The sequence below is a fragment of the Pseudomonas sp. MWU12-2029 genome (genome assembly GCF_023242425.1).
Classification (GTDB): domain Bacteria; phylum Pseudomonadota; class Gammaproteobacteria; order Pseudomonadales; family Pseudomonadaceae; genus Aquipseudomonas; species Aquipseudomonas kribbensis.
Window position 1 is genome coordinate 266557 of sequence record NZ_JALJDY010000004.1, and the last position, 21358, is coordinate 287914.

Here is a 21358-nt window from a genome sequence, read left to right on the forward strand (position 1 = left end):
AAAGGCCTCGCATCTGCGAGGCCTTTGGCACTCTTCAATCGATTCAACTCTGCGGCCTCATCCCTTGAGAAAGCCCGAACATGAACAGCAGCAAATCATGGTCGGGTTTGGTTGCCACGGAGGCTTTCGCCACCCGCGGCATCGGACAATGGGCATCGCTGCTCGATGCCCCGATCACTTGCATGCGTGGCTGTTCCCAGGCCGCCACCGCCAAAGATGCAACTGCCAAGGCTCCTACCAGAAACAAACCTCGCGCAATTTCTAGTTTCATCGCTATAAACCCTTGATAGCGCTGCCAAACGCCGTCTCATAAAAATAGACGAGTTTTTTCCAGTCCGTAGGGCTGAACGACGAGTGGCGGCGCAATTGTTTCATGTCATGGGAGGCCGCACGGTAAGCGGTCAGGCGCTGACGGCATTTTTCCAGATCGATCAGGGCCACTTCGACCTTGGCCGAGTCGCCTTCGCCGGTGACGCGGACAAAGACGTGCTTGATGTAAATGCAGCTGTGCTGCCAACGGCCCTTGTGCATGCGGGCCAGGTTTTCGGCGAGGTCCTTGAGCACGCGTTCATACACGGCTTCACCGTACTGCTCGCGGCCACCTGCCGCTTCCCACTGTTCAAGTTCCTGGAAACCGTCCAGTGACTTGGTGACCAGCAACGCCCGCCACTTGTGCTGCGGATCAGGCTGGGCCCCGCAAAAAACGATTTCCGGCACCCGGACGCCAAGTCTGGCTACGCCGGTCAGTGCATCCAGTTCACGCAATACGGTCGGCCGCCCGAACGGATGCAACCAGCTGCGATAGATATGTCCTGTCTGGCGTTTGGCATACAGCAGTTGACCATCGCGCCCCACCACCCGCTGTACGCCACTTTCGCCACCACGACGCACGTTGGGTTCTTCCACCCACTCACCGCGCTGGTTCCAGTAGTAGTCAAAGCGATCCTGGGGAGCGACTCCCGTTTCTGCTGCAAATTGCACTGCCATCCTCTTACCTCTTGCGTAATACGTAAACTCGCCACATGGCATAGAGCGGAATGAAGTCCAGTTGTTCCTGGATCCTGAATCCTGCCTCTTCGAATTCCTTTTCGACCGTAGCGGCCGGTAACACAAACCGGTTCTGATAACCTTCCTGGCCGCGGCGTTTCTCGGCACGCTTGCGTTTCCAGGCCTTGAAATTGCCGTCTACCCACAACGAAACGATCACACTGTCCCGGGTAACGCGTTCGAACTCGCGCAAAATCGTCCGCCGATGCTCGGCCTCGCCGATGTGATGCAGCAGACGCATGCAGAAAATGCTGTCCACGGAGTTGTCAGGCAGCGCGATATCGAACGCCGAGGTGTGCAAGGGTTGTACCCGCTTCACCACATCCGCCGGCTGGGCCTGCATCGCCGTCTTGATCATCGACTCGGAATTGTCTGCCCCGATGATTACCCGATTGGGCTTTTCTGCCAGCAACGGCCAGAAACGTCCGGCACCGCACGGCAGATCCAGCACCAGACCCGGTTCGCCAACCAGCGTCAGCGCCTTGCGGGCCAACTGCTGATCACGCCAGTTGGACAGGCGACGCCCCAGACCATCCTGGTGCTTGCGCAGATACTTCTGCGCATGGTTGTCGTCGTACTTCTCGGAAAAATCGAGTTTTATCGGGCCGGCCATCATCGGGACTCCTGAATTGCTGATATCCCCACCTTATGCAGGGGCGTGTCAGCGTCAGGTCATCCCTTTGTGAAAAAAACGTCGCGTAAACCCACGAACTATTTCAAGGTTATACAGGTTTTGTTCAGGTTGGCAGCTTTTTTGTGCCATTTGGGAGGGATTCTTGTTTGCCCAGATCTACCTCGAAACGGCAGCCATTGGGATCCATCGTACTCAAAGTCACGCTCCAGCCCTGGTTTTCACAGATGCGCTGCACCAATGACAACCCCAGTCCAAGGCCTTCTCCGCGTTTTTCATTGCCACGCACGAACGGTTTGAACATTTCCTCGCGCTTTTCCTCGGGAATGCCTACACCCGAGTCCTCGACCACGAAGCCGTTGTCGTTGAGCGTCAGCCGGATGAAACCCTGCTCGGTGTAGTGCAGGGCATTGCGCAGCAGGTTACCCATCACGGCATTGAGCAGTGTGGCGTTGTAACGGGTGTCCGGCGGGTTGCCCGGCTCGAAAATCAGCTTCAACCCTTTGGATTCGATCGGCTCGCGCCACACGCCCAGCAGATTGTCCGCCACCTGACCCAGACTGTGCCGAGGCGCCGCCCCCGCATCTTCGCGCTGGGCACGGGCCAGCATCAGGAAGGTCTGCACCAGTTCACGCATTTCTTCGCTGGCACGAGCAATTCGCTCGACCTGGGCGCGGCCGCGCTGATCGATGCCAGGGTTTTCCAGCAGCAGTTCACAGGAGGTGGCCAGAACCATCAGCGGTGTGCGCAATTCGTGGCTGACGTCACTGGTGAACAACCGCTCACGAGTCAAAGCCTGACGCAAACGCCCGAGCGTCGCATCGAAGGCCACCGCCAGTTCACCCACTTCGTCAGCGGCATAGTCCGGCGCCAGCGGCGGTGCCAACCCCAGCAACTGATCGCGATGACGTACCTGACGCGCCAGCCGGACCACCGGCGCCATCACCTTGCGCGCCAGCACCCAGCCAAGGAAAACCGCCAGCGCCAGACTGAGCACGAAGCCCACCAGCACCACGGCAAACAGTACGCGCTCGCGCTCTTCGAAATCGCTTTGATCCTGCAGCAACACATAACGCCGGCCGTCGACGATTTCGACCATCGCGTGATAGGACAGCTGTTCGCGGAAGACTTCGTGGAAACCCGAATCCAGATGCCGCAGATCCTTGGGCAACTCGAAGTCCCCCGGACCACCGCTGAAATAGAACAACTGGTCCGGCTCCGGCCGATGGCTCCAGTCCGAAACGTTGTCCATCAGCAACAGACGCTGCAGGTCGCCGCCCAGTCCGGCAGAAATCAGTTTCTCTTCCACCAGGTGCACGGTCGCGACAATGCCCATGGCGAAGGCCCCCGCCACCAGTGCGCTCATCAGCGCAAAGGCGATGATGATCCGCTGGGCAAGGCTCTGCTTAAACTCCATCGCGGCCCTCGGCCAAGCGATAACCCACGCCGTGCACCGTGTGCAGCAGTGGTTTGGCGAACGGTTTGTCGATCACCTGACGCAATTGGTGGACGTGGCTGCGCAGGCTGTCGCTGTCCGGGCAATCGTCGCCCCACAGGGCTTCTTCGAGAATTTCCCGACGCAGGACATGCGGGCTCTTCTGCATCAGTACCGCGAGCAGTTTCAGGCCCACCGGGTTGAGCTTGAGCAGCTTGCCTTCGCGGGTCACTTCCAGTGTGTCGAGATCGTAGCTCAGATCACCGACCTGCAAGGAGCGACGACCGCCGCCCTGGGTGCGGCGCATCACGGCTTCGATTCGTGCAGCCAGTTCCGACAGCGCGAAAGGCTTGACCAGGTAATCGTCAGCCCCGGACTTGAAGCCCTGCAAACGATCATCGAGCTGATCGCGGGCGGTGAGCATGATCACCGGCGTGTCGCGGCGGGCGTCTTCACGCAGGCGTTTGCACAGGGTGTAGCCGTCGATGCCCGGCAGCATGATGTCGAGCACGATCAGGTCATAGTGCTCGGTGGCTGCCAGATGCAGGCCCGACAGACCGTCCTGGGCGCAATCGACGGTATAGCCCTTCAGGCCCAGGTAATCGGCCAGGTTGGCCAGGATATCGCGGTTGTCTTCGACCAATAGAATTCGCATGGGCACCTCTTCCGTACACAGTAACGGCCGTCATGGCCCGCGCAGCTTAAGGCCTGTTTCGGCTCAGGGCCAGCGCTGGTGCCCCGGCGGATGAAATTGTCCGGACGAAATAAATCTTTAACAAAGTTTTCACTATCGATTCACAACCTGACTACAGTGGCGCCGCGAAACTCCCGCGCCATTGATAAAAGGAAAAGAAAACAATGGGTTTCTTCAAGACAGCGCCTATGCGCTATCTGTTGTTGGTCACCGGCGCCTGGCTGGTCGTGTTTCTCCTCACCCGCACCGTATTGCTGCTGACTCATATGGATGAGGCCGGTGGCGGTGCGCTGTCCGTGTTCGGCGTCGGCCTGGTCTACGACCTGGGCTTTCTCGCCTACGCAGCCTTGCCGATGGGCCTGTATCTGCTGCTGTGCCCGCCGGGCCTGTGGCGGCGGCGCGGTCACCGCTGGTTCCTGCAGGGACTGTTGACCGTCAGCCTGTACGCCATGCTGTTCACGGCGGTGGCCGAGTGGCTGTTCTGGGATGAGTTCGGGGTGCGCTTCAATTTCATCGCCGTCGATTATCTGGTGTATTCCGACGAAGTGCTGAACAACGTGCTGGAGTCCTACCCGATCGGCAAGTTGCTGAGCATCCTGGCGGTGCTGGCCATCGCGTTGAGTTTCGCACTGCGCAAACCGTTCAACGCGGCGCTGGATGCCCCGCTGCCGCCATTGCGCGGGCGGCTGTTCAATGCATTGGTCTTGCTGGTGGTCGCGGGTCTGAGTCTGCAACTGATCAGCCAGGACTCCCCGCGCGCCCAGGGCGGCAATGCCTATCAGAACGAACTGGCGAGCAACGGCCCGTATCAGTTCTTCGCCGCGTTCCGTAACAACGAGCTGGACTACAGCCAGTTCTACAAGAGCCTGCCAGCGGACAAGGTCGCCGGTCAGATGCGTGCCGAACTGAACGAGCCCAATGCCCGCTTCGTCGGTCAGGATCCACAGGACATCCGTCGCGATATCGACAACCCGGGCGTTACCCGCAAGCCGAACATCGTGCTGGTGACCATCGAAAGCCTCAGCGCCAAATACCTGGGCAGCAATGGTGATGGCCGCAACCTGACGCCGAACCTCGACGCGTTGCGCAAGCAGAGCCTGTACTTCAACAATTTCTATGCCACCGGCACCCGCACCGACCGGGGTCTGGAAGCCATCACTTTGGCCATTCCACCGACGCCGGGCCGTTCGATCGTCAAGCGCATCGGTCGCGAAAGCGGCTTTGCCAGCCTCGGCCAGCAATTGAGCGCGGTCGGCTATGACAGCGTGTTCGTCTACGGTGGCCGTGGTTACTTCGACAACATGAACGCGTTCTTCAGCGGCAACGGCTATCGCGTTGTCGACCAGAGCAGCGTCGACGAGTCGGAAATCCACTTCAAGAATGCCTGGGGCATGGCCGACGAGGATCTGTACAAGCAGACCCTGAAACTGGCGGACGCCGACTACGCCAAGCAGCAACCTTTCCTGTTGCAGTTGATGACCACCTCAAACCATCGCCCGTACACCTACCCGGAAAACCGCATCGACATCAAATCCGGCAACGGGCGCGATGGTGCGGTGAAGTACACCGACTACGCCATCGGTCAGTTCCTGGAGCAGGCGCGGCAGAAACCGTGGTTCGACAACACGATCTTCATCTTCGTCGCCGACCACACCGCCGGCAGCGCGGGCAAGGAAGACCTGCCGATCACCAACTACCAGATCCCGCTGTTCATCTATGCACCGAAGCTGATCGAGCCACGGGAAAACGCACAACTGGCCAGCCAGATCGACCTCGCGCCGACTCTGCTGGGGCTGCTGAACCTGGACTACCAATCGACGTTCTTCGGTCGCAACCTGCTGGCGGACAACCCGCTGCCACCTCGGGTCGTGGTGGGCAACTATCAGCATCTGGGACTGTTCGACGGCAAGGATCTGGCGATCCTCAGCCCGCGCCAGGGTCTGCGTCGGCATGACGACGCACTGACCGAAAGCCGCGAGTCCCGGGTCAACAGCGACGACCCGCTGGTCAGCCGCGCCATCTCGTATTACCAAACCGCCAGTTATGGCTTCAAGCAACAGCTGCTTGGCTGGAAAGCACCCAAGGAGGGTGCCGCGCAAGTCAGCGATCGTTAATCGAAGCGCCCCGGACTGATGCTCCGGGGCGTTTTCCCGTTCTGGACCCGTCATGTCATCAAGCGTTGTACGCCCTGCCCCTCGCCCGCTGAACTTCTGGCTGTGCCTGGGGATTCCCGCCGTCGCGGCCGCCATTCTGGTCTTGCTCGAACTGACCGATCTGGACATGAACCTGGCCCGGATGTTTTACGACCCCGCCGCCGGCGACTTCATCGGGCGCCACAGTTACTTCCTGGAAAACATTCTTCACGACCGCGCCAAACAGGTGGTGATCGCGTTTTCGGTGTTTTCCGTCATCGGTTTCATCGGCGCGTTTTTCATCGACCGGATCAAACCGTGCAAGCGTGAACTGGGCTGTCTGGTGCTGTCCCTGGGCCTGGCGACCTCTTTCGTGACACCGATGAAAGCCGTCACCGCCGTGCAGTGCCCGTGGAGCCTCGAGCAGTTCGGCGGCCATGAAACCTACAGCAAACTGCTGGATCACCGCCCGCCGACCGACAAGCCCGGCCGCTGCTGGCCCGGTGGTCATGCGGCAACGGGGTTCACCCTGTTTGCGCTGTTCTTCGTGCTGCGTGACCGTCGCCCGCGACTGGCGCGGCAGGCATTCATCTTTGCCTTTGCGCTGGGCTCGGTGTTCTCGATCAGCCGGATGATGCAGGGCGCGCACTTCTTTTCGCACAACGTGTGGACGGCGATTTTCTGCTGGCTGATCTGCCTGGGGTCGTATTACTGGGTGCTGTATCGCCCGACCGTGAAAGCTGAAGCGGTCATGAAGGCACAACCGGTAAACGCCTGATTACTCAAACTGCGGACATTAAAAAACCCCGCCTGCGATGAGCAGGCGGGGTTTTTCTTTCGCGGTTAAGGCTGGCTTACATGCCCATACCCATACCACCCATGCCGCCCATGTCCGGCATACCGCCGCCTACTGCACCTTCTTTCTTCGGTGCGTCAGCAACAGCGGCTTCGGTGGTCAGGATCAGACCGCCGATCGACGATGCAGCTTGCAGAGCGGAACGGGTTACCTTGGTTGGGTCCAGGATGCCCATTTCGATCATGTCGCCGTACTCGCCAGTCGCAGCGTTGTAACCGAAGTTACCTTTGCCGTTCTTGACTTCGTTGACCACAACGCTTGGCTCGTCGCCGCTGTTGGCAGCGATCTGACGCAGCGGAGCTTCAACGGCGCGACGCAGAACAGCGATACCTACGTCCTGGTCGGCGTTGTCGCCTTTCAGGTTGATGATCGCGTTCAGAGCGCGGATCAGCGCAACGCCACCGCCAGGTACCACGCCTTCTTCAACGGCTGCGCGGGTTGCGTGCAGGGCGTCTTCAACGCGGGCTTTCTTCTCTTTCATTTCAACTTCGGAACCGGCGCCAACCTTGATCACTGCAACGCCGCCGGACAGCTTGGCCAGACGCTCTTGCAGTTTTTCACGGTCGTAGTCCGAGGAAGTTTCGGCAACCTGGGCACGGATCTGAGCGATACGCGCCTGGATGTCGCCTTCAACGCCGGCACCGTCAACGATGATGGTGTTTTCCTTGGACAGGGTCACGCGCTTGGCGCTGCCCAGGTGTTCCAGGGTGGTGCTTTCCAGGCTCAGGCCGATCTCTTCGGAGATAACGGTACCGCCGGTCAGAACGGCGATGTCCTGCAGCATGGCCTTGCGACGGTCGCCGAAGCCTGGAGCCTTGACGGCTGCGACTTTGACGATGCCACGCATGTTGTTCACAACCAGAGTCGCCAGGGCTTCGCCTTCAACGTCTTCGGCAACGATCAGCAGTGGACGGCCGGCTTTGGCAACGGCTTCCAGCACTGGCAGCATTTCGCGGATGTTCGAGATCTTCTTGTCGACCAGCAGGATCAGCGCGCCTTCCAGCTCGGCAACCATGGTTTCCGGCTTGTTGACGAAGTACGGGGACAGGTAGCCACGGTCGAACTGCATGCCTTCTACAACCGACAGTTCGTTTTCCAGGCCCGAGCCTTCTTCAACGGTGATCACGCCTTCTTTACCGACTTTTTCCATGGCTTCGGCAATGATGTCGCCGATGGAGTTGTCGGAGTTGGCGGAGATGGTGCCAACCTGAGCGATCGCTTTGGTGTCGGTGCATGGTGCGGACAGCTTTTTCAGCTCGGCAACGACAGCGATGGTCGCTTTGTCGATACCGCGCTTCAGGTCCATCGGGTTCATGCCGGCAGCGACGGCTTTCAGGCCTTCGTTGACGATCGACTGAGCCAGAACGGTAGCGGTGGTAGTACCGTCACCAGCGTCATCGTTGGCACGGGAGGCAACGTCTTTGACCAGCTGCGCGCCCATGTTTTCGAAACGGTCTTCCAGCTCGATTTCCTTGGCAACGGAAACGCCGTCCTTGGTGATGGTCGGAGCGCCGAAGCTCTTCTCGAGGATCACGTTACGGCCTTTCGGGCCCAGGGTCGCTTTTACCGCGTCAGCCAGGACGTTTACGCCAACCAGCATTTTCTTGCGGGCGGAATCGCCGAATTTAACTTCTTTAGCAGCCATGATCGATATTCCTTAAATACTTTGTAGTAGCGGGAAAATGAACGGGGGTAATCAGCCTTCGATAACGGCGAGGATTTCGTTCTCGCTCATTACCAGCAGGTCTTCGCCGTCGACTTTCACGGTGTTGCTGCCGGAGTACGGACCGAACACAACCTTGTCGCCCACTTTCACGGACAGTGCGCGCACTTCACCGCTTTCCAGTGCCTTGCCCGGGCCTACAGCCAGAATCTCACCGTGGTTGGCTTTTTCAGCAGCCGAACCTGGCAGGACGATACCGCCAGCGGTTTTCTTTTCTTCTTCGCTGCGACGGATGACGACGCGGTCATGCAGAGGACGAAGCTTCATTGTCGATCTCTCCTAATTGTGGTTTTCATCGGCCGGTGTAGTCCCGGCGGGTTTAACGAATCCGGCCTGCGCCGGTTGCGGCTCGTCGAGCGAACCGCGGAAGTCTGTCCGGTTCAAATACCGGAAACCTTTCGGTGACCGATACATAAGGGCGCATAAGCTTATTACAAGGGCAGGCCTAAAATTTTTTCATCGCGGCTCGTCATGTGCACGGCCATAAACGAACACGGCACCCGAAGGTGCCGTGTGAGTGCAGAAGTTACTTGGTGTCGCGGTGTTCGAACTCGCCTTCGATCACATCGCCTTCGCGGCCCAGAGGCTGGCGCGGTGCGGGACCGCCGCGAGGTTGCAGGTCATCGGCGAACGCACGCTGACGCATGGCCTGTTCTTCGGCGCGCTGGCGCATCTTGTTGGCGAACAGGCGACGGCTGAACGGCAACAGCAGCACCAGACCGACCACGTCGCTGATGAAACCCGGCAGGATCAGCAGGCCACCGGCCAGGGCCAGCATCAGGCCTTCGAGCATGGTCTGCGCAGGCAGTTCGCCGCGGTTCAGGCTTTCACGGGCACGCAGGGCGGTGGCCAGTCCGGCGATACGCAGCACGAATACGCCGAACATCGAGCCGAGAATGATCAGAAGCAGGGCCGGGAAAAATCCGATCGAGCCTGCCACTTTGACGAATACGAACAGCTCCAACACCGGGAACAGCAGAAAGAGCAACAAAAAAGGGCGCATCAAAGTTTCCTCAACGCAAGAAATGCCTTGCAGTAAGCCTTAGATGACGTCGCCCTTTCGTGAATTCAAGCGTCGGCCACCGCATTTTTTGGCCAGATCTCGGCGTGAGCCAGAGAAACCAAGGCTTCGCGCACTTGTATCGGCGTATGACAAGGCGCTTGAAACGGCAGCCAGTACAGCGCCTGACCGATGCGCAGGTGCATGCCTTCGGTGTCAATCCCGGCCATTTGTGCCGGTACGTTTTTCGGCAGCCCGGCGAGGTCGACGTAATGCGCGATGGCCTTGGCGTGGTCGCTGTTCATGTGCTCGACCATGCTGATTTCGGCCTTGCCGGCGAACGGGTTGGCCAGGGTCAGGTGATCGACCCAGTGGATCGCGCCGAAACCGCCGATGTAACGATGACGCACGGGCTTGAGCACCCAGAAATCGAAATCGTGGGCCTTGTGGTAATTCTGCGAATCAGGGAAATAGCGGTAGTAACGCTCGGCGGCGGCTTCGATGGCGGCTGCGTCTTCGAGTTTTTCCGCTTCCGCCAGATAGGTCAGGCGACCAACGGCTTGCACATCGTCAGCCTCGCGCTCACCCACCAGCAGCGAACATTTCGGATCTTTCTGCAGGTTGTGGGTGTGCTGGGCGATGCGGCTGATCAGGATCAGCGGCCGGCCCTGCTCGTCCAGGCAGTAGGGAACGACGGAGCCAAACGGAAAACCGGGCATTGATTTGGAGTGGGTCGACAGCACGCCACGGTATTCCTTGAGAAGCAATTCTCGGGCATTCTTAGCCGCTTCAACGCTCAATTTATGACTCCTTAAATAGAATCCGTCGAAAAAACGGACGGGCGACACGGATAAGTATCAGTCGCCACAGGGGCAGTTCTCATGTGCAGCCGGGCCATGTCAGGCGCAGATCGAGAGGCTCTCTAAAGGACACCACTCTGACCTGCTCTCGGGGACATGCGAATGCAACTCAACGACAAAGTAATCATTATCACTGGCGGTTGCCAAGGCTTGGGCCGCTCGATGGCCGAGTATTTCGCAGGCAAGGGCGCGAAGCTGGCACTGGTCGACCTGAACCAGGAAAAACTCGACGACGCCGTCGCGGCCTGCAAGGCCAAGGGCGTCGAGGCCCGCAGCTATCTATGCAACGTCGCCAACGAAGAACAGGTGACACACATGGTTGCCCAGGTCGCCGAAGACTTCGGCGCGATCCACGGCCTGATCAACAACGCCGGGATCCTGCGCGACGGCCTGCTGCTCAAGGTCAAGGACGGCGAAATGACCAAGATGAGCCTGGCCCAGTGGCAGGCGGTGATCGACGTCAACCTGACCGGCGTGTTCCTCTGCACCCGTGAAGTCGCTGCAAAAATGGTCGAGCTGAAGAACAGCGGCGCGATCATCAACATCTCGTCGATCTCCCGCGCCGGCAACGTCGGCCAGACCAACTACTCCGCCGCCAAGGCCGGTGTGGCGGCAGCGACCGTGACCTGGGCCAAGGAACTGGCGCGCTACGGCATCCGCGTGGCGGGCATTGCACCGGGCTTCATCGAAACCGAAATGACCCTGGGCATGAAGCCGGAAGCGCTGGAGAAAATGACTTCGGGCATTCCGCTCAAGCGCATGGGCAAGCCGGAAGAGATCGCCCATTCGGCGGCGTACATCTTCGAGAACGACTACTACACCGGCCGGATTCTGGAGATGGATGGCGGGTTGCGCATCTGACGTCTGTCGCGCAATGAAAAACGCCCCGGTGCACTGGCACCGGGGCGTTTTTGTTTAAACCACAGGCATCAATCGTCGCTGATGGTGATGTTCGGCATCGCCGGCGACGCCGCTTCCTGCAACACGATCCGCGCGCCGACGTGGCGTGCCAGTTCCTGATAGACCATGGCGATCTGGCTGTCCGGCTCGGAAATCACTGTCGGCTTGCCGCCATCGGCCTGTTCGCGGATCAGCATCGACAGCGGCAGCGACGCCAGCAGTTCGACGCCGAACTGGGTCGCCAGCTTCTCGCCACCGCCCTCACCGAACAGATGCTCGGCATGCCCGCAGTTCGAGCAGATGTGTACGGCCATGTTTTCCACCACGCCCAGCACCGGAATGTTGACCTTGCGGAACATCTCCACGCCTTTGCGCGCATCGAGCAGCGCCAGATCCTGCGGCGTGGTGACAATCACGGCACCGGCCACCGGGACTTTCTGCGCCAGGGTCAGCTGGATGTCGCCAGTGCCGGGCGGCATATCGATGACCAGATAATCGAGGTCGCCCCAGGCGGTTTGCGTGACCAATTGCAGCAGCGCGCCGGAGACCATCGGCCCGCGCCAGACCATCGGCGTGTTGTCGTCGGTCAGGAACGCCATCGACATCACTTCCACGCCATGGGCCTGCAGCGGCACGAACCACTTCTGGTCCTTGACCTGCGGACGGGTGCCCTCGGGAATGCCGAACATGATGCCCTGGCTCGGGCCGTAGATATCGGCGTCGAGAATCCCGACCTTCGCGCCTTCACGGGCCAGTGCCAGCGCGAGGTTGGCGGCGGTGGTGGATTTGCCCACACCGCCCTTGCCGGACGCCACGGCGACCACGTTCTTGACGTTGGCCAGCCCCGGAATCTGCGCCTGGGCCTTGTGCGCGGCGATCACGCTGTTGACCTCGACCTTGGCCGACACCACGCCGTCGAGGTTTTCGATGGCCAGTTGCAGCAATTGCGCCCAGCCGCTCTTGAACAGACCGGCGGCATAACCGATTTCCAGCTGCACGCTGACGCGGTCACCGGCGATTTCGATGTTGCGCACGCAACCGGCGCTGACCGGGTCCTGGTTCAGGTAAGGGTCGGTGTATTGGCTGAGGACGGCTTCCACCGCTGCGCGAGTGACGGCGCTCATGGGCAACTCCGATAACAAGACTGGGAAAAGATGGCGGGTATCCTACCCCTTCTGTCCTCCGGACGGCATGCCCGGCAACGATTTGCAGGGGTGAAATATCTTTCCCGGCGCTTTATAGTGGCCGACCTCCGTTTCATCAAGTAGCGAAGCCCCACATGTCCGAACCACGCAAGATTCTCGTCACCAGCGCCCTGCCCTACGCCAACGGTTCGATCCACCTTGGCCATATGCTGGAGTACATCCAGACCGATATGTGGGTGCGCTTCCAGAAGCATCGCGGCAATCAGTGCATTTATGTTTGCGCCGACGACGCCCACGGTTCGGCGATCATGCTGCGTGCGGAAAAAGAAGGCATCACCCCGGAACAACTGATCGCCAACGTCCAGGCTGAACACAGCGCCGACTTTGCCGAGTTCCTGGTGGACTTCGACAACTTCCACTCCACTCACGCCGAAGAAAACCGTGAGCTGTCGAGCCAGATCTACCTGAAGCTGCGTGACGCCGGGCACATTGCCCAACGTTCGATCACCCAGTATTTCGACCCGGAAAAGAAAATGTTCCTGGCCGACCGCTTCATCAAGGGCACCTGCCCGAAATGCGGCACCGAAGACCAGTACGGCGACAACTGCGAAAAATGCGGCGCGACCTACGCGCCGACCGACCTGAAGGATCCGAAGTCGGCAATCTCCGGCGCCACTCCGGTGCTCAAGGATTCCCAGCACTTCTTCTTCAAGCTGCCGGACTTCCAGCAGATGCTGCAGACCTGGACCCGCAGCGGCACCCTGCAGGACGCCGTGGCCAACAAGATCGCCGAATGGCTGGACGCCGGCCTGCAACAGTGGGACATCTCCCGCGATGCGCCGTACTTCGGTTTCGAGATCCCGGGCGAGCCGGGCAAGTACTTCTACGTGTGGCTGGACGCGCCGATCGGCTACATGGCCAGCTTCAAGAACCTGTGCAACCGCACGCCGGAGCTGGACTTCGACGCGTTCTGGGGCAAGGACTCCACCGCCGAGCTGTACCACTTCATCGGCAAGGACATCGTCAACTTCCACGCCCTGTTCTGGCCGGCGATGCTCGAAGGCGCGGGTTTCCGCAAGCCGACCGGGATCAACGTGCACGGCTACCTGACCGTCAACGGTCAGAAGATGTCCAAGTCCCGCGGCACCTTCATCAAGGCCCGTACCTACCTGGATCACTTGTCGCCGGAATACCTGCGCTACTACTACGCGGCCAAACTGGGCCGTGGCGTGGATGACCTCGACCTGAACCTCGAAGACTTCGTGCAGAAGGTCAACTCCGACCTGGTCGGCAAAGTCGTCAACATCGCCAGCCGTTGCGCCGGTTTCATCCAGAAGGGCAACGCCGGCCTGCTGGTGGACAACAACGCCGCGCCGGAACTGACTGAAGCGTTCCTGGCTGCTGCGCCAAGCATCGCCGACGCCTATGAAGCCCGCGATTTCGCCCGTGCCATGCGCGAAACCATGGCTTTGGCCGACCGCGCCAACGCCTGGATCGCCGACAAGGCGCCATGGTCGCTGAACAAGCAGGAAGGCAAGCAGGATGAAGTCCAGGCGGTCTGCGCCACGGCGATCAACCTGTTCCGCCAGTTGGTGATCTTCCTCAAGCCGGTGCTGCCAGTGTTGGCCGCCGATGCCGAGGCGTTCCTCAACGTCGCCCCGCTGACCTGGAACGACCACACCACCCTGCTGGCCAACCACCAGTTGAACGAATTCAAACCGTTGATGACCCGCATCGACCCGGTAAAAGTGCAAGCCATGACCGACGCCTCGAAAGAAGACCTGACCGCCAGCCAGACCGACACCGGCGACGCCGCGCCTGCCGGCAACGGCGAACTGGCCAAGGATCCGCTGTCGCCGGAAATCGACTTCGACACTTTCGCCGCCGTCGACCTGCGCGTGGCGCTGATCGTCAAGGCCGAACACGTGGAAGGCGCGGACAAGCTGCTGCGTCTGACCCTGGACATCGGTGACGAGCAACGCAACGTGTTCTCCGGAATCAAGAGCGCTTACCCGGACCCGTCGAAACTCGACGGTCGTCTGACCATGATGATCGCCAACCTCAAGCCACGGAAAATGAAGTTCGGCATCTCCGAAGGCATGGTGATGGCAGCCGGCCCTGGCGGTGAAGAAATCTACCTGCTGAGCCCGGACAGCGGCGCCAAGCCGGGTCAGCGCATCAAGTAAGGTTCTGCACTGACCGATCCCACAGGCGTCCCCCGTGCGCCTGTGGGATTTTTCATATCTGGCCCACCCGTCATGGCCGCCGGATAATGCCTAATCTTAAGTGACACCCGCCCGCTCTCACCGGCAGAACCATGACCGAACTCGTGCTTACGCTCTTCAGTGCTGCGCTGATCAACAACTTCGTGTTGCACTGGCCGCTGGGCGTCGATCCGCTGCTGGGCAGTGATCGTCGTCAGGTGCATGCGCTGGGGCTGGCGACGTTGTGTCTGATGCTGATTGTCGGTGTGGTGGGTTACGCGATCTGGCATTGGCTGCTGGTGCCATTGCAACTGGAATTCCTGCGTCTGTTTGTCTTCCTGCCGCTGAGCGTGCTGCTGATCGCGCCGTTGCTGAAGTTGCTGACGCGATGGCGACCCGATATGCCGTTCGACGGCTTGTGGCCGCTGCTGCTGGGCAATGCCGGTGTGCTGGGGCTGACGCTGATCAACGCGCAAGCGGATAAAGGCCTGTTTCATGCAGCGGCGCTGAGCCTGGGCGCCGGCCTGGGTTTCTGGCTGGTGCTGAGCCTGTTCAGCGATTTGCGCGAACGCACAGCCGACAACGATATTCCCCTGCCCTTTCGTGGCCTGCCGATCCAGTTGATCGGCGCCGGACTGTTGGCCGTGGCCTTTCTCGGATTCAGTGGACTGATCAAAACATGAGTCTGATTCAACGCATCGATTCCCTGCTGCCGCAGACCCAATGCGGCAAGTGCGGCCATCCCGGATGCAAACCCTACGCTGAAGGCATCGCCACCGGCGAGCCGATCAACAAGTGCCCGCCGGGTGGCGACGAAACCATCGCGGCACTGGCCGAACTGCTGAAAATTCCGGTGCTGGAACTGGATATCAGCCGTGGCACCGCACCGCCGCAAGTGGCGTTTATTCGCGAGGCCGAATGCATTGGCTGCACCAAGTGCATTCAGGCCTGCCCGATCGATGCCATCGTCGGCGCGGCGAAACTGATGCACACGGTGATCATCGACGAGTGCACCGGTTGCGACCTGTGCGTAGCGCCGTGCCCGGTGGATTGCATCGAGATGCACCCGCTGCCGATCGGAACGCTGCCAGTGGTGGGCGGCCTGGCCACCAGCCTCGAAGAGCAACAGGCACGCACCGAAAAGCGCGATCACGCCCGCCAACGTTTCGAACGGCGTAATGCCCGGCTGCAAAAAGAAGAACAGCAGAAGCAGGCCGAACGTGAGGCCCGGGCGCAGCGAGCGGCACAGGTTGAAGTTGCGTCCGCCACGCTAGATCCGGTGCAGGCAGCACTGGAACGGGTGCGCGCGCAGAAAGCCGCAACCGCCGACGCCGCGCTGAAAAAGGCCAAGATCGACGTGGCGATGAGCCGCGCCCAGTTGCACAAATCGCTGAAAGCCTTCGGCCATCCGCCGACCTTCGAACAGCAGTCGCAACTGATCGTTTTACAGCAGCAATTCGAAGCCGCCGAACAGGCCCTGTCCAAACTGGAAAGCCAGGCTATTCCTGCCCCAGCGGCACCGGCACCGGCACCGGCAAAGGATGCAGACCTGAAACGAGCGAAAATCCAATTGGCGATGCGCCGTGCCGAGCTGAAAAAGGCGCAGACCGCAGAGGCTCCGCCAGAGCAGATCGCCGTACTCGAACAAGCGCTGCGTGACGCTGAACAAGCGCTGCACGCTGCAGAAGCGGCCAGCGATCAACCGGCCCCCGACCTTGTGCGTGTGGAGAAACGTCCGATCGACAATCAGCTTCGTCAGCTGAAAACCGAACTGGCCTACGCGCGCGCCGACCTGAACAAATTGCAGCGACGCGACGGCACGCCAGCCGAGGTCCTCGACAAGGCCCGCACCCGCCTGCAAGAGGCGGAGCGGCAGGTAGAAGCCCATGTCATCCATTGAAACCAGGGACGAGCGCCTGCAACAGGCGATGAAGCTGGTTCTGCTGGCGACATTGCCGGGGTTGTTGGCGTTGTTCTGGTTTTACGGCTGGGGCGTGTTGATCAACCTGATCCTGTCCGTCGCCACAGCCTTGAGCGTCGAAGCCGCCGTGACCTCTCTGCGCCGGCAGCCGCTGCAAGCGACCCTGACCGATGGCAGCGCGGTGGTCAGCGCCACGCTGCTGGCCATCGCACTGCCGCCTTATTGTCCGTGGTGGCTGACGGTCACGGCGATCGCCTCAGGCCTGCTGTTGGGCAAACACTTGTACGGCGGCGTGGGCCGAAACCCTTTCAACCCGGCCATGCTCGGCTTTGCCTTGGTGATGGTGATGTTCCCGCAGCCGATGACTCATTGGCCTGCCCATGGGATGGATCTGACGGCGGCTTTTGGCCAAGTGTTCAATCTGGGCACGCAGCCGGACGCCTGGGTTCAGGCCACTGCACTGGACAGTCTGCGCATCAACAAAAGCCTGACCATGGACGAACTGTTTGCCGGCAATCCGGCATTCGGTCGCTTTGGCGGGCACGGCGTCGAATGGGCGAACCTGGCATTCCTCGCCGGCGGGCTGTTCCTGCTGCAGCGTCGGGTGATCGGCTGGCAGGCGCCGGTTGGCATGCTCGCCAGTCTGTTCGTCATCAGCCTGCTGTGCTGGAACGGTTCGGGCTCCGACTCCCATGGCTCACCGCTGTTTCATCTGCTGAGCGGCGCCACCATGCTTGGCGCGTTCTTCATCGTCACCGAGCCGGTTTCCGGTGCAAAAAGTCCACTCGCCCGCTTGTTGTTCGGCGTGGGCGTCGGCCTGCTGACCTATCTGATTCGCACCTGGGGCGGCTATCCGGATGGTGTGGCGTTCGCGGTATTGCTGATGAATCTGTGCGTGCCGGCGCTGGAACGCCTTGCAGTCGCTCGTCAGACGCAGGTGAAACCATGAACCGTACGAACAGTTTGATAACCCTGGCGTTGCTGGCAACGATAGGCGTCAGTGTGACCTGTGTTGTGCAACGCAGTAACGCACCGCACATCGCCGCCGAGCAGCGCCAGCTCGAAAGTCGCAAACTGCTGGACGTGCTTTCGGTCGATGCGTACGACAATCAGCCTCTGGAACAACCTCTGGAGCTGGCCGACACCCACTTGAGCCACAGCGAGTTGCTGGGTGGTTATCGGGCGACCAAGTCTGGTCAACCGGTGGCGGTGCTGCTACGCACCCGGAGCGAGGGCTATGCGGGTCCCATCGAATTGCTGATTGCCATCGATGCCAATGGCCGGTTGCTCGGCGTGAAAACCCTGGAGCAAACTGAAACGCCGGCGCTGGGCGGACATATTGGCGACTGGCCAAATAGCTGGTTGCAGGCGTTTATCGGTAAATCCGGCAGCCAACCGACCGATGCCGGATGGGCCCTGAAAAAGGATCAGGGACAATTCGACCAGATCGCTGGTGCAACCATCACGTCCCGCGCAGCCATCAACGCCATCCACGATGCCCTGCGTTATTTCGATGATCACCGGACGACCCTGCTCGGGAGCGCGCCATGAACACGTCAGCGACACTGTCGAACTCAATGATGCTGGTGCTGTTGATCGGCGCCACTGACTCAGTCGCGGGCGCGCTGGCGATTGTGCTGATGTTCGCTGTTGTGGTGAGCCTGTACGGCGTGTGCATGGCAGCGCTGCGGGCACGTCTGAGCGGCGAGAGCCTGTTACCGGTCAGCCTGGTACTGGCCGCGACGCTGGCGGGGTGCGCCGATATTCTGCTGCAACGCAGCGCTGTGCAGTGGCATCAACTGGTCAGCCTTTACGTCGGGCTGATCGGTTTGCAGTGCGTCATATTCGAACACAATGGATTCTTTCGACTGCCAGCCCGAGGACGCCTGAAACTGTGCGGCTTGTTCATCGCACTGATGACCGTGCTGGCGGTGTTGCGCGAGCTGCTCGGTCAGGGCAGCATCGGCCATCACCTGTCGGATCACTGGCAAGGTTTGATTCTGTTCGGCGACGGCCTGCATTTCGCGACGCTGGCTCCCGGCGCCTTCATATTGCTGGGGCTGTTACTGGGCGCCCGTCAGGCCTGGACTCGCCCCGCCGCCCCACCCGAGGAAACGCATCACCCATGAATGCCGCAAAACGTCTGGAGATCTTCCGCCGGTTTCACGAGGACAATCCCGAACCCAAGACCGAACTCGCCTACTCTTCGCCTTTCGAATTGTTGATCGCGGTGATTCTGTCCGCCCAATCGACCGACGTCGGGGTGAACAAGGCGACGGCAAAGCTTTACCCGGTGGCCAACACACCGGCCGCCATTCATGCCTTGGGCGTCGAAGGATTGTCCGAGTACATCAAGACTATCGGCCTCTATAACAGCAAGGCCAAAAACGTGATCGAAACCTGTCGCATGCTGGTCGAGCTGCACAATGGCGAAGTCCCGCAGACACGCGAAGAGCTGGAGGCATTGCCCGGCGTTGGCCGCAAGACCGCCAACGTCGTGCTCAATACCGCGTTCCGACAGTTGACGATGGCGGTGGACACCCACATTTTCCGGGTCAGCAACCGCACCGGCATTGCCCCTGGCAAGAATGTGGTCGAAGTGGAAAACAAACTGATGAAGTTTGTGCCAAAGCAATACCTGCTCGATTCACACCACTGGCTCATTCTTCACGGTCGCTATGTGTGCCTGGCCCGCAAGCCGCGGTGTGGCAGCTGTCGGATCGAAGACTTGTGCGAATACAAGGCCAAAACTTCGGACGATTGAGCGCCTATTGGAATTATTGATATTGCGATTGAAAAAATCTTTTTTACGATCTGCCGGAATGTCGATATAAGGAGCGCCAAAGGCAGTCTTAGCCTGGAGTTAACCTTATGAGCACCAGCAAAGAGCAAGTGGACGTAGAAGACGATTTCGTCGCGGATGCGGACGACGAACCGGTGGTTGAGGTCGCCAAGACCAACCTGAGCAAACGCCGGACCATCGATAACATGCTTGAGGAACGCCGACTGCAAAAGCAATTGGCCGATTACGACTTTGATCTCTGACATTTAAAAGCCTCCGCAACGGAGGCTTTTTCGTTTCTGCTGCATGCTGATGCCGATCTGCCCATGATCCGTCAGCGACTGAAGCGGTCAGACCAGGCCATTACGCTGGGCCAGTTCGATCAGATCCACCAGCGAACGCGCGTTGAGCTTCAACAACAGCCGTGTCTTGTAGGTGCTGACAGTCTTGTTGCTGAGAAACATGCCATCGGCGATTTCCTTGTTGGTCTTGCCGCGTGCCAGTTGCTGCAACACCATCATCTCGCGCCCGGAAAGGCGATCGACCATATCCGCTTCACTGGCATTTCCCAGGCTGGTGCGTACGGTGTGCAACGCCTGATTCGGAAAATAACTGTACCCGGACAGCACAGCCTTGATAGCGCTGAGCAGTTCGGTCAGATCCTGTTGCTTGCAAACATATCCTGCTGCCCCCGACTGCATGCAACGCATGGAAAAATGCCCCGGGGCCTGGGAGGTCAGCACCAGCACTTTCAGGGGCATCGCGCTGGTCGTCAGCCGCGCAATCACTTCCAGACCATCGAGTTTCGGTATACCGATATCCAGAATGACGATATCGGGCATCTGGTCACGAGCCAGTTGTAATGCATCCACTCCGTTATCCGTTTCTGCAATGACTTCGTAGCCATGACGCTCCATCAGCATACGCACCGCAAGACGAATGACAGGATGATCATCCACGATCAGCACTTTATTCATGGGCAAGTCCAGTTTCGCTGTTCGAATTTTTAGAACCGGCACAATAACGTAGTCATTTCATCCATGGCATAGCGAAGTTCCCTTGCATCAGTAGCGAGAGACACTTCCTACAGGCAATAAAGATTTATCCTACAGAAAAGGCTCACTGGCATGACTGCTTGATAGCGAACCTTGAAAAAGATGCACTCAATACGAAAAAAAAGCCGAAACAACATACTTATACCCATCCAGCCTTTTTTACTATAAACACCAAATACCGGGAAGCACATTCTCCCAACTACAACAATTCAAACCACCCAACATGACGAGAACGATCACACTCATGAGTAAAGGATATGTTAAAGATCAACAGAAAAATCACCAACCCCATCAGTGTCATTGCCATATTCGCATTCATCTCCGAAACGTCCGCGGCGGTGTCCTTGCCCTTCCTTGACCAGGATGAAAGGGAAATCTACATCTGGTTTCTGATCAGCTTTCCATTCTATTTGCTATTCCTGTTCTTCATCACATTGAACTTCAACTACCGCTCCCTTTATGCGCCCTCCGACTTTGATAACGACAAGAACTTTCTCAAGGCTTTCAAAGATCAACCCCCTGACTTTCTCGGCGAACTTACAGTTCAATCGAATACAGGATCACACACCGTAAAACTACCAAAACCACTGCACACGCTGTGCATCATTGATACTCGAGGACCGAATACCGAATCAAAAATCGACACGTTATTGAAAAAAATCCCACATCCCGGTGAGAACTTACCAAGAATACTCCTCGTTTTAACCGACGACATGTCGGATATTTTACCGAAAGAAAATTTCGCCAAAACGCTAAAACAAGGAAAAAAACCACGGGAACGACGCATTGTATTATTTACGACGTCCAATCGCTGAACATCACTGTATTGGGAAAAGTTTAAATTGAGGCGCGGATACACGAAGCACATCAATGCGATGCACAAAGTGCCAATTAATTCGGAAACGCTGATCGGCAACGATCAGGTAAACAGAAGGGTTTTCCAGCATAGCGGCCTTGTCACAACGACAAGGCC

Annotated in this window: 23 protein-coding genes; 12 read left to right on the forward strand and 11 right to left on the reverse strand. The window is 59.2% G+C overall.

Annotated features, from left to right (window positions below):
- Positions 1–43: 43 nt before the first annotated feature.
- The 5 genes from M5B44_RS11655 to colR all read right to left on the reverse strand — a co-directional run bounded on the left by M5B44_RS11655 (position 44) and on the right by colR (position 3768).
- The gene (locus M5B44_RS11655) at positions 44–271 is read right to left on the reverse strand and encodes a hypothetical protein (protein ID WP_114885184.1); all 228 of its coding nucleotides are present in this window, start codon (positions 269–271) and stop codon (positions 44–46) included.
- A gap of 2 nt (positions 272–273) precedes the next feature.
- On the reverse strand, positions 274–987 hold the full coding sequence (locus M5B44_RS11660; protein ID WP_119427800.1) for a lipopolysaccharide kinase InaA family protein: 714 nt from the start codon (positions 985–987) through the stop codon (positions 274–276).
- 4 nt (positions 988–991) lie between these two features.
- Complete coding sequence (locus M5B44_RS11665; RefSeq protein WP_085709742.1) at positions 992–1660, reverse strand: class I SAM-dependent methyltransferase; 669 nt, start codon at positions 1658–1660, stop codon at positions 992–994.
- Positions 1661–1784: 124 nt separating this feature from the next.
- Complete coding sequence (locus tag M5B44_RS11670; RefSeq protein WP_248739238.1) at positions 1785–3095, reverse strand: sensor histidine kinase; 1311 nt, start codon at positions 3093–3095, stop codon at positions 1785–1787.
- Positions 3085–3768, reverse strand: a complete 684-nt coding sequence (gene colR, locus M5B44_RS11675; RefSeq protein WP_085709546.1) for a two-component system response regulator ColR — start codon at positions 3766–3768, stop codon at positions 3085–3087. Before colR ends, M5B44_RS11670 begins: the two co-directional genes overlap by 11 nt.
- A 203-nt stretch (positions 3769–3971) precedes the next feature.
- On the opposite strand from colR, the gene M5B44_RS11680 reads away from it, so the two are divergent.
- On the forward strand, positions 3972–5921 hold the full coding sequence (locus M5B44_RS11680; protein ID WP_248739239.1) for an LTA synthase family protein: 1950 nt from the start codon (positions 3972–3974) through the stop codon (positions 5919–5921).
- A gap of 52 nt (positions 5922–5973) precedes the next feature.
- Positions 5974–6717 (forward strand): phosphatase PAP2 family protein, encoded by a 744-nt coding sequence (locus M5B44_RS11685; protein WP_248739240.1) that lies wholly within the window; start codon positions 5974–5976, stop codon positions 6715–6717.
- A 76-nt stretch (positions 6718–6793) separates the two neighbouring features.
- On the opposite strand, the gene groL is transcribed toward M5B44_RS11685, so the two are convergent.
- From groL to M5B44_RS11705, 4 genes are all read right to left on the reverse strand, one after another.
- Positions 6794–8440 carry a chaperonin GroEL gene (gene groL, locus M5B44_RS11690; protein ID WP_248739241.1) on the reverse strand — a complete coding sequence of 549 codons (1647 nt, stop codon included), beginning with the start codon at positions 8438–8440 and terminating at the stop codon, positions 6794–6796.
- Positions 8441–8491: 51 nt separating this feature from the next.
- The gene (locus M5B44_RS11695) at positions 8492–8785 is read right to left on the reverse strand and encodes a co-chaperone GroES (RefSeq protein WP_011335724.1); all 294 of its coding nucleotides are present in this window, start codon (positions 8783–8785) and stop codon (positions 8492–8494) included.
- Between the two features lie 259 nt (positions 8786–9044).
- Positions 9045–9521, reverse strand: a complete 477-nt coding sequence (locus M5B44_RS11700; protein WP_248739242.1) for an FxsA family protein — start codon at positions 9519–9521, stop codon at positions 9045–9047.
- Between the two features lie 65 nt (positions 9522–9586).
- On the reverse strand, positions 9587–10318 hold the full coding sequence (locus tag M5B44_RS11705; protein WP_248739243.1) for a HugZ family protein: 732 nt from the start codon (positions 10316–10318) through the stop codon (positions 9587–9589).
- A 162-nt stretch (positions 10319–10480) separates the two neighbouring features.
- On the opposite strand from M5B44_RS11705, the gene M5B44_RS11710 reads away from it, so the two are divergent.
- Positions 10481–11239, forward strand: a complete 759-nt coding sequence (locus M5B44_RS11710; RefSeq protein ID WP_011335726.1) for an SDR family oxidoreductase — start codon at positions 10481–10483, stop codon at positions 11237–11239.
- A 68-nt stretch (positions 11240–11307) separates the two neighbouring features.
- Here the strand turns inward: M5B44_RS11710 and apbC are convergent, their stop codons facing one another.
- Positions 11308–12402 (reverse strand): iron-sulfur cluster carrier protein ApbC, encoded by a 1095-nt coding sequence (apbC, locus tag M5B44_RS11715; RefSeq protein ID WP_248739244.1) that lies wholly within the window; start codon positions 12400–12402, stop codon positions 11308–11310.
- Between the two features lie 155 nt (positions 12403–12557).
- Here apbC and metG point away from each other — a divergent pair, with 155 nt between their 5' ends.
- The 8 genes from metG to M5B44_RS11755 all read left to right on the forward strand — a co-directional run bounded on the left by metG (position 12558) and on the right by M5B44_RS11755 (position 19593).
- On the forward strand, positions 12558–14609 hold the full coding sequence (metG, locus tag M5B44_RS11720; protein ID WP_248739245.1) for a methionine--tRNA ligase: 2052 nt from the start codon (positions 12558–12560) through the stop codon (positions 14607–14609).
- A gap of 131 nt (positions 14610–14740) precedes the next feature.
- Complete coding sequence (locus M5B44_RS11725; RefSeq protein WP_248739246.1) at positions 14741–15310, forward strand: electron transport complex protein RnfA; 570 nt, start codon at positions 14741–14743, stop codon at positions 15308–15310.
- Entirely contained in the window at positions 15307–16527 is a 1221-nt protein-coding gene (gene rsxB, locus M5B44_RS11730) for an electron transport complex subunit RsxB (protein WP_248739247.1), read from the forward strand. Before M5B44_RS11725 ends, rsxB begins: the two co-directional genes overlap by 4 nt.
- On the forward strand, positions 16514–17497 hold the full coding sequence (locus M5B44_RS11735; RefSeq protein ID WP_248739248.1) for an RnfABCDGE type electron transport complex subunit D: 984 nt from the start codon (positions 16514–16516) through the stop codon (positions 17495–17497). The genes rsxB and M5B44_RS11735 overlap by 14 nt, the downstream gene beginning before the upstream one ends.
- On the forward strand, positions 17494–18099 hold the full coding sequence (locus M5B44_RS11740; RefSeq protein ID WP_248739249.1) for an RnfABCDGE type electron transport complex subunit G: 606 nt from the start codon (positions 17494–17496) through the stop codon (positions 18097–18099). The genes M5B44_RS11735 and M5B44_RS11740 overlap by 4 nt, the downstream gene beginning before the upstream one ends.
- Positions 18096–18677, forward strand: a complete 582-nt coding sequence (locus M5B44_RS11745; protein WP_248739250.1) for an Rnf-Nqr domain containing protein — start codon at positions 18096–18098, stop codon at positions 18675–18677. The genes M5B44_RS11740 and M5B44_RS11745 overlap by 4 nt, the downstream gene beginning before the upstream one ends.
- Complete coding sequence (gene nth, locus M5B44_RS11750; protein WP_085709532.1) at positions 18674–19312, forward strand: endonuclease III; 639 nt, start codon at positions 18674–18676, stop codon at positions 19310–19312. The genes M5B44_RS11745 and nth overlap by 4 nt, the downstream gene beginning before the upstream one ends.
- A gap of 107 nt (positions 19313–19419) precedes the next feature.
- A complete protein-coding gene (locus M5B44_RS11755; RefSeq protein WP_167443787.1) occupies positions 19420–19593 on the forward strand; it encodes a PA3496 family putative envelope integrity protein in 174 nt (57 codons plus the stop codon).
- 87 nt (positions 19594–19680) lie between these two features.
- On the opposite strand, the gene M5B44_RS11760 is transcribed toward M5B44_RS11755, so the two are convergent.
- Positions 19681–20307 (reverse strand): response regulator transcription factor, encoded by a 627-nt coding sequence (locus M5B44_RS11760; RefSeq protein WP_085730184.1) that lies wholly within the window; start codon positions 20305–20307, stop codon positions 19681–19683.
- A 335-nt stretch (positions 20308–20642) separates the two neighbouring features.
- Between M5B44_RS11760 and M5B44_RS11765 the strand changes: the two genes are divergently transcribed.
- A complete protein-coding gene (locus tag M5B44_RS11765; RefSeq protein ID WP_248739251.1) occupies positions 20643–21200 on the forward strand; it encodes a hypothetical protein in 558 nt (185 codons plus the stop codon).
- Positions 21201–21358: the final 158 nt, after the last annotated feature.

What these genes read in the sequence shown, in the direction of transcription:
- M5B44_RS11655 (WP_114885184.1), bottom strand. Translation starts at nt 271, where the DNA reads ATGAAACTAGAAATTGCGCGAGGTTTGTTTCTGGTAGGAGCCTTGGCA.
- M5B44_RS11660 (WP_119427800.1), bottom strand. Translation starts at nt 987, where the DNA reads ATGGCAGTGCAATTTGCAGCAGAAACGGGAGTCGCTCCCCAGGATCGC.
- M5B44_RS11665 (WP_085709742.1), bottom strand. Translation starts at nt 1,660, where the DNA reads ATGGCCGGCCCGATAAAACTCGATTTTTCCGAGAAGTACGACGACAAC.
- M5B44_RS11670 (WP_248739238.1), bottom strand. Translation starts at nt 3,095, where the DNA reads ATGGAGTTTAAGCAGAGCCTTGCCCAGCGGATCATCATCGCCTTTGCG.
- colR (WP_085709546.1), bottom strand. Translation starts at nt 3,768, where the DNA reads ATGCGAATTCTATTGGTCGAAGACAACCGCGATATCCTGGCCAACCTG.
- M5B44_RS11680 (WP_248739239.1), top strand. Translation starts at nt 3,972, where the DNA reads ATGGGTTTCTTCAAGACAGCGCCTATGCGCTATCTGTTGTTGGTCACC.
- M5B44_RS11685 (WP_248739240.1), top strand. Translation starts at nt 5,974, where the DNA reads ATGTCATCAAGCGTTGTACGCCCTGCCCCTCGCCCGCTGAACTTCTGG.
- groL (WP_248739241.1), bottom strand. Translation starts at nt 8,440, where the DNA reads ATGGCTGCTAAAGAAGTTAAATTCGGCGATTCCGCCCGCAAGAAAATG.
- M5B44_RS11695 (WP_011335724.1), bottom strand. Translation starts at nt 8,785, where the DNA reads ATGAAGCTTCGTCCTCTGCATGACCGCGTCGTCATCCGTCGCAGCGAA.
- M5B44_RS11700 (WP_248739242.1), bottom strand. Translation starts at nt 9,521, where the DNA reads ATGCGCCCTTTTTTGTTGCTCTTTCTGCTGTTCCCGGTGTTGGAGCTG.
- M5B44_RS11710 (WP_011335726.1), top strand. Translation starts at nt 10,481, where the DNA reads ATGCAACTCAACGACAAAGTAATCATTATCACTGGCGGTTGCCAAGGC.
- apbC (WP_248739244.1), bottom strand. Translation starts at nt 12,402, where the DNA reads ATGAGCGCCGTCACTCGCGCAGCGGTGGAAGCCGTCCTCAGCCAATAC.
- metG (WP_248739245.1), top strand. Translation starts at nt 12,558, where the DNA reads ATGTCCGAACCACGCAAGATTCTCGTCACCAGCGCCCTGCCCTACGCC.
- M5B44_RS11725 (WP_248739246.1), top strand. Translation starts at nt 14,741, where the DNA reads ATGACCGAACTCGTGCTTACGCTCTTCAGTGCTGCGCTGATCAACAAC.
- rsxB (WP_248739247.1), top strand. Translation starts at nt 15,307, where the DNA reads ATGAGTCTGATTCAACGCATCGATTCCCTGCTGCCGCAGACCCAATGC.
- M5B44_RS11735 (WP_248739248.1), top strand. Translation starts at nt 16,514, where the DNA reads ATGTCATCCATTGAAACCAGGGACGAGCGCCTGCAACAGGCGATGAAG.
- M5B44_RS11740 (WP_248739249.1), top strand. Translation starts at nt 17,494, where the DNA reads ATGAACCGTACGAACAGTTTGATAACCCTGGCGTTGCTGGCAACGATA.
- M5B44_RS11745 (WP_248739250.1), top strand. Translation starts at nt 18,096, where the DNA reads ATGAACACGTCAGCGACACTGTCGAACTCAATGATGCTGGTGCTGTTG.
- nth (WP_085709532.1), top strand. Translation starts at nt 18,674, where the DNA reads ATGAATGCCGCAAAACGTCTGGAGATCTTCCGCCGGTTTCACGAGGAC.
- M5B44_RS11755 (WP_167443787.1), top strand. Translation starts at nt 19,420, where the DNA reads ATGAGCACCAGCAAAGAGCAAGTGGACGTAGAAGACGATTTCGTCGCG.
- M5B44_RS11760 (WP_085730184.1), bottom strand. Translation starts at nt 20,307, where the DNA reads ATGAATAAAGTGCTGATCGTGGATGATCATCCTGTCATTCGTCTTGCG.
- M5B44_RS11765 (WP_248739251.1), top strand. Translation starts at nt 20,643, where the DNA reads ATGTTAAAGATCAACAGAAAAATCACCAACCCCATCAGTGTCATTGCC.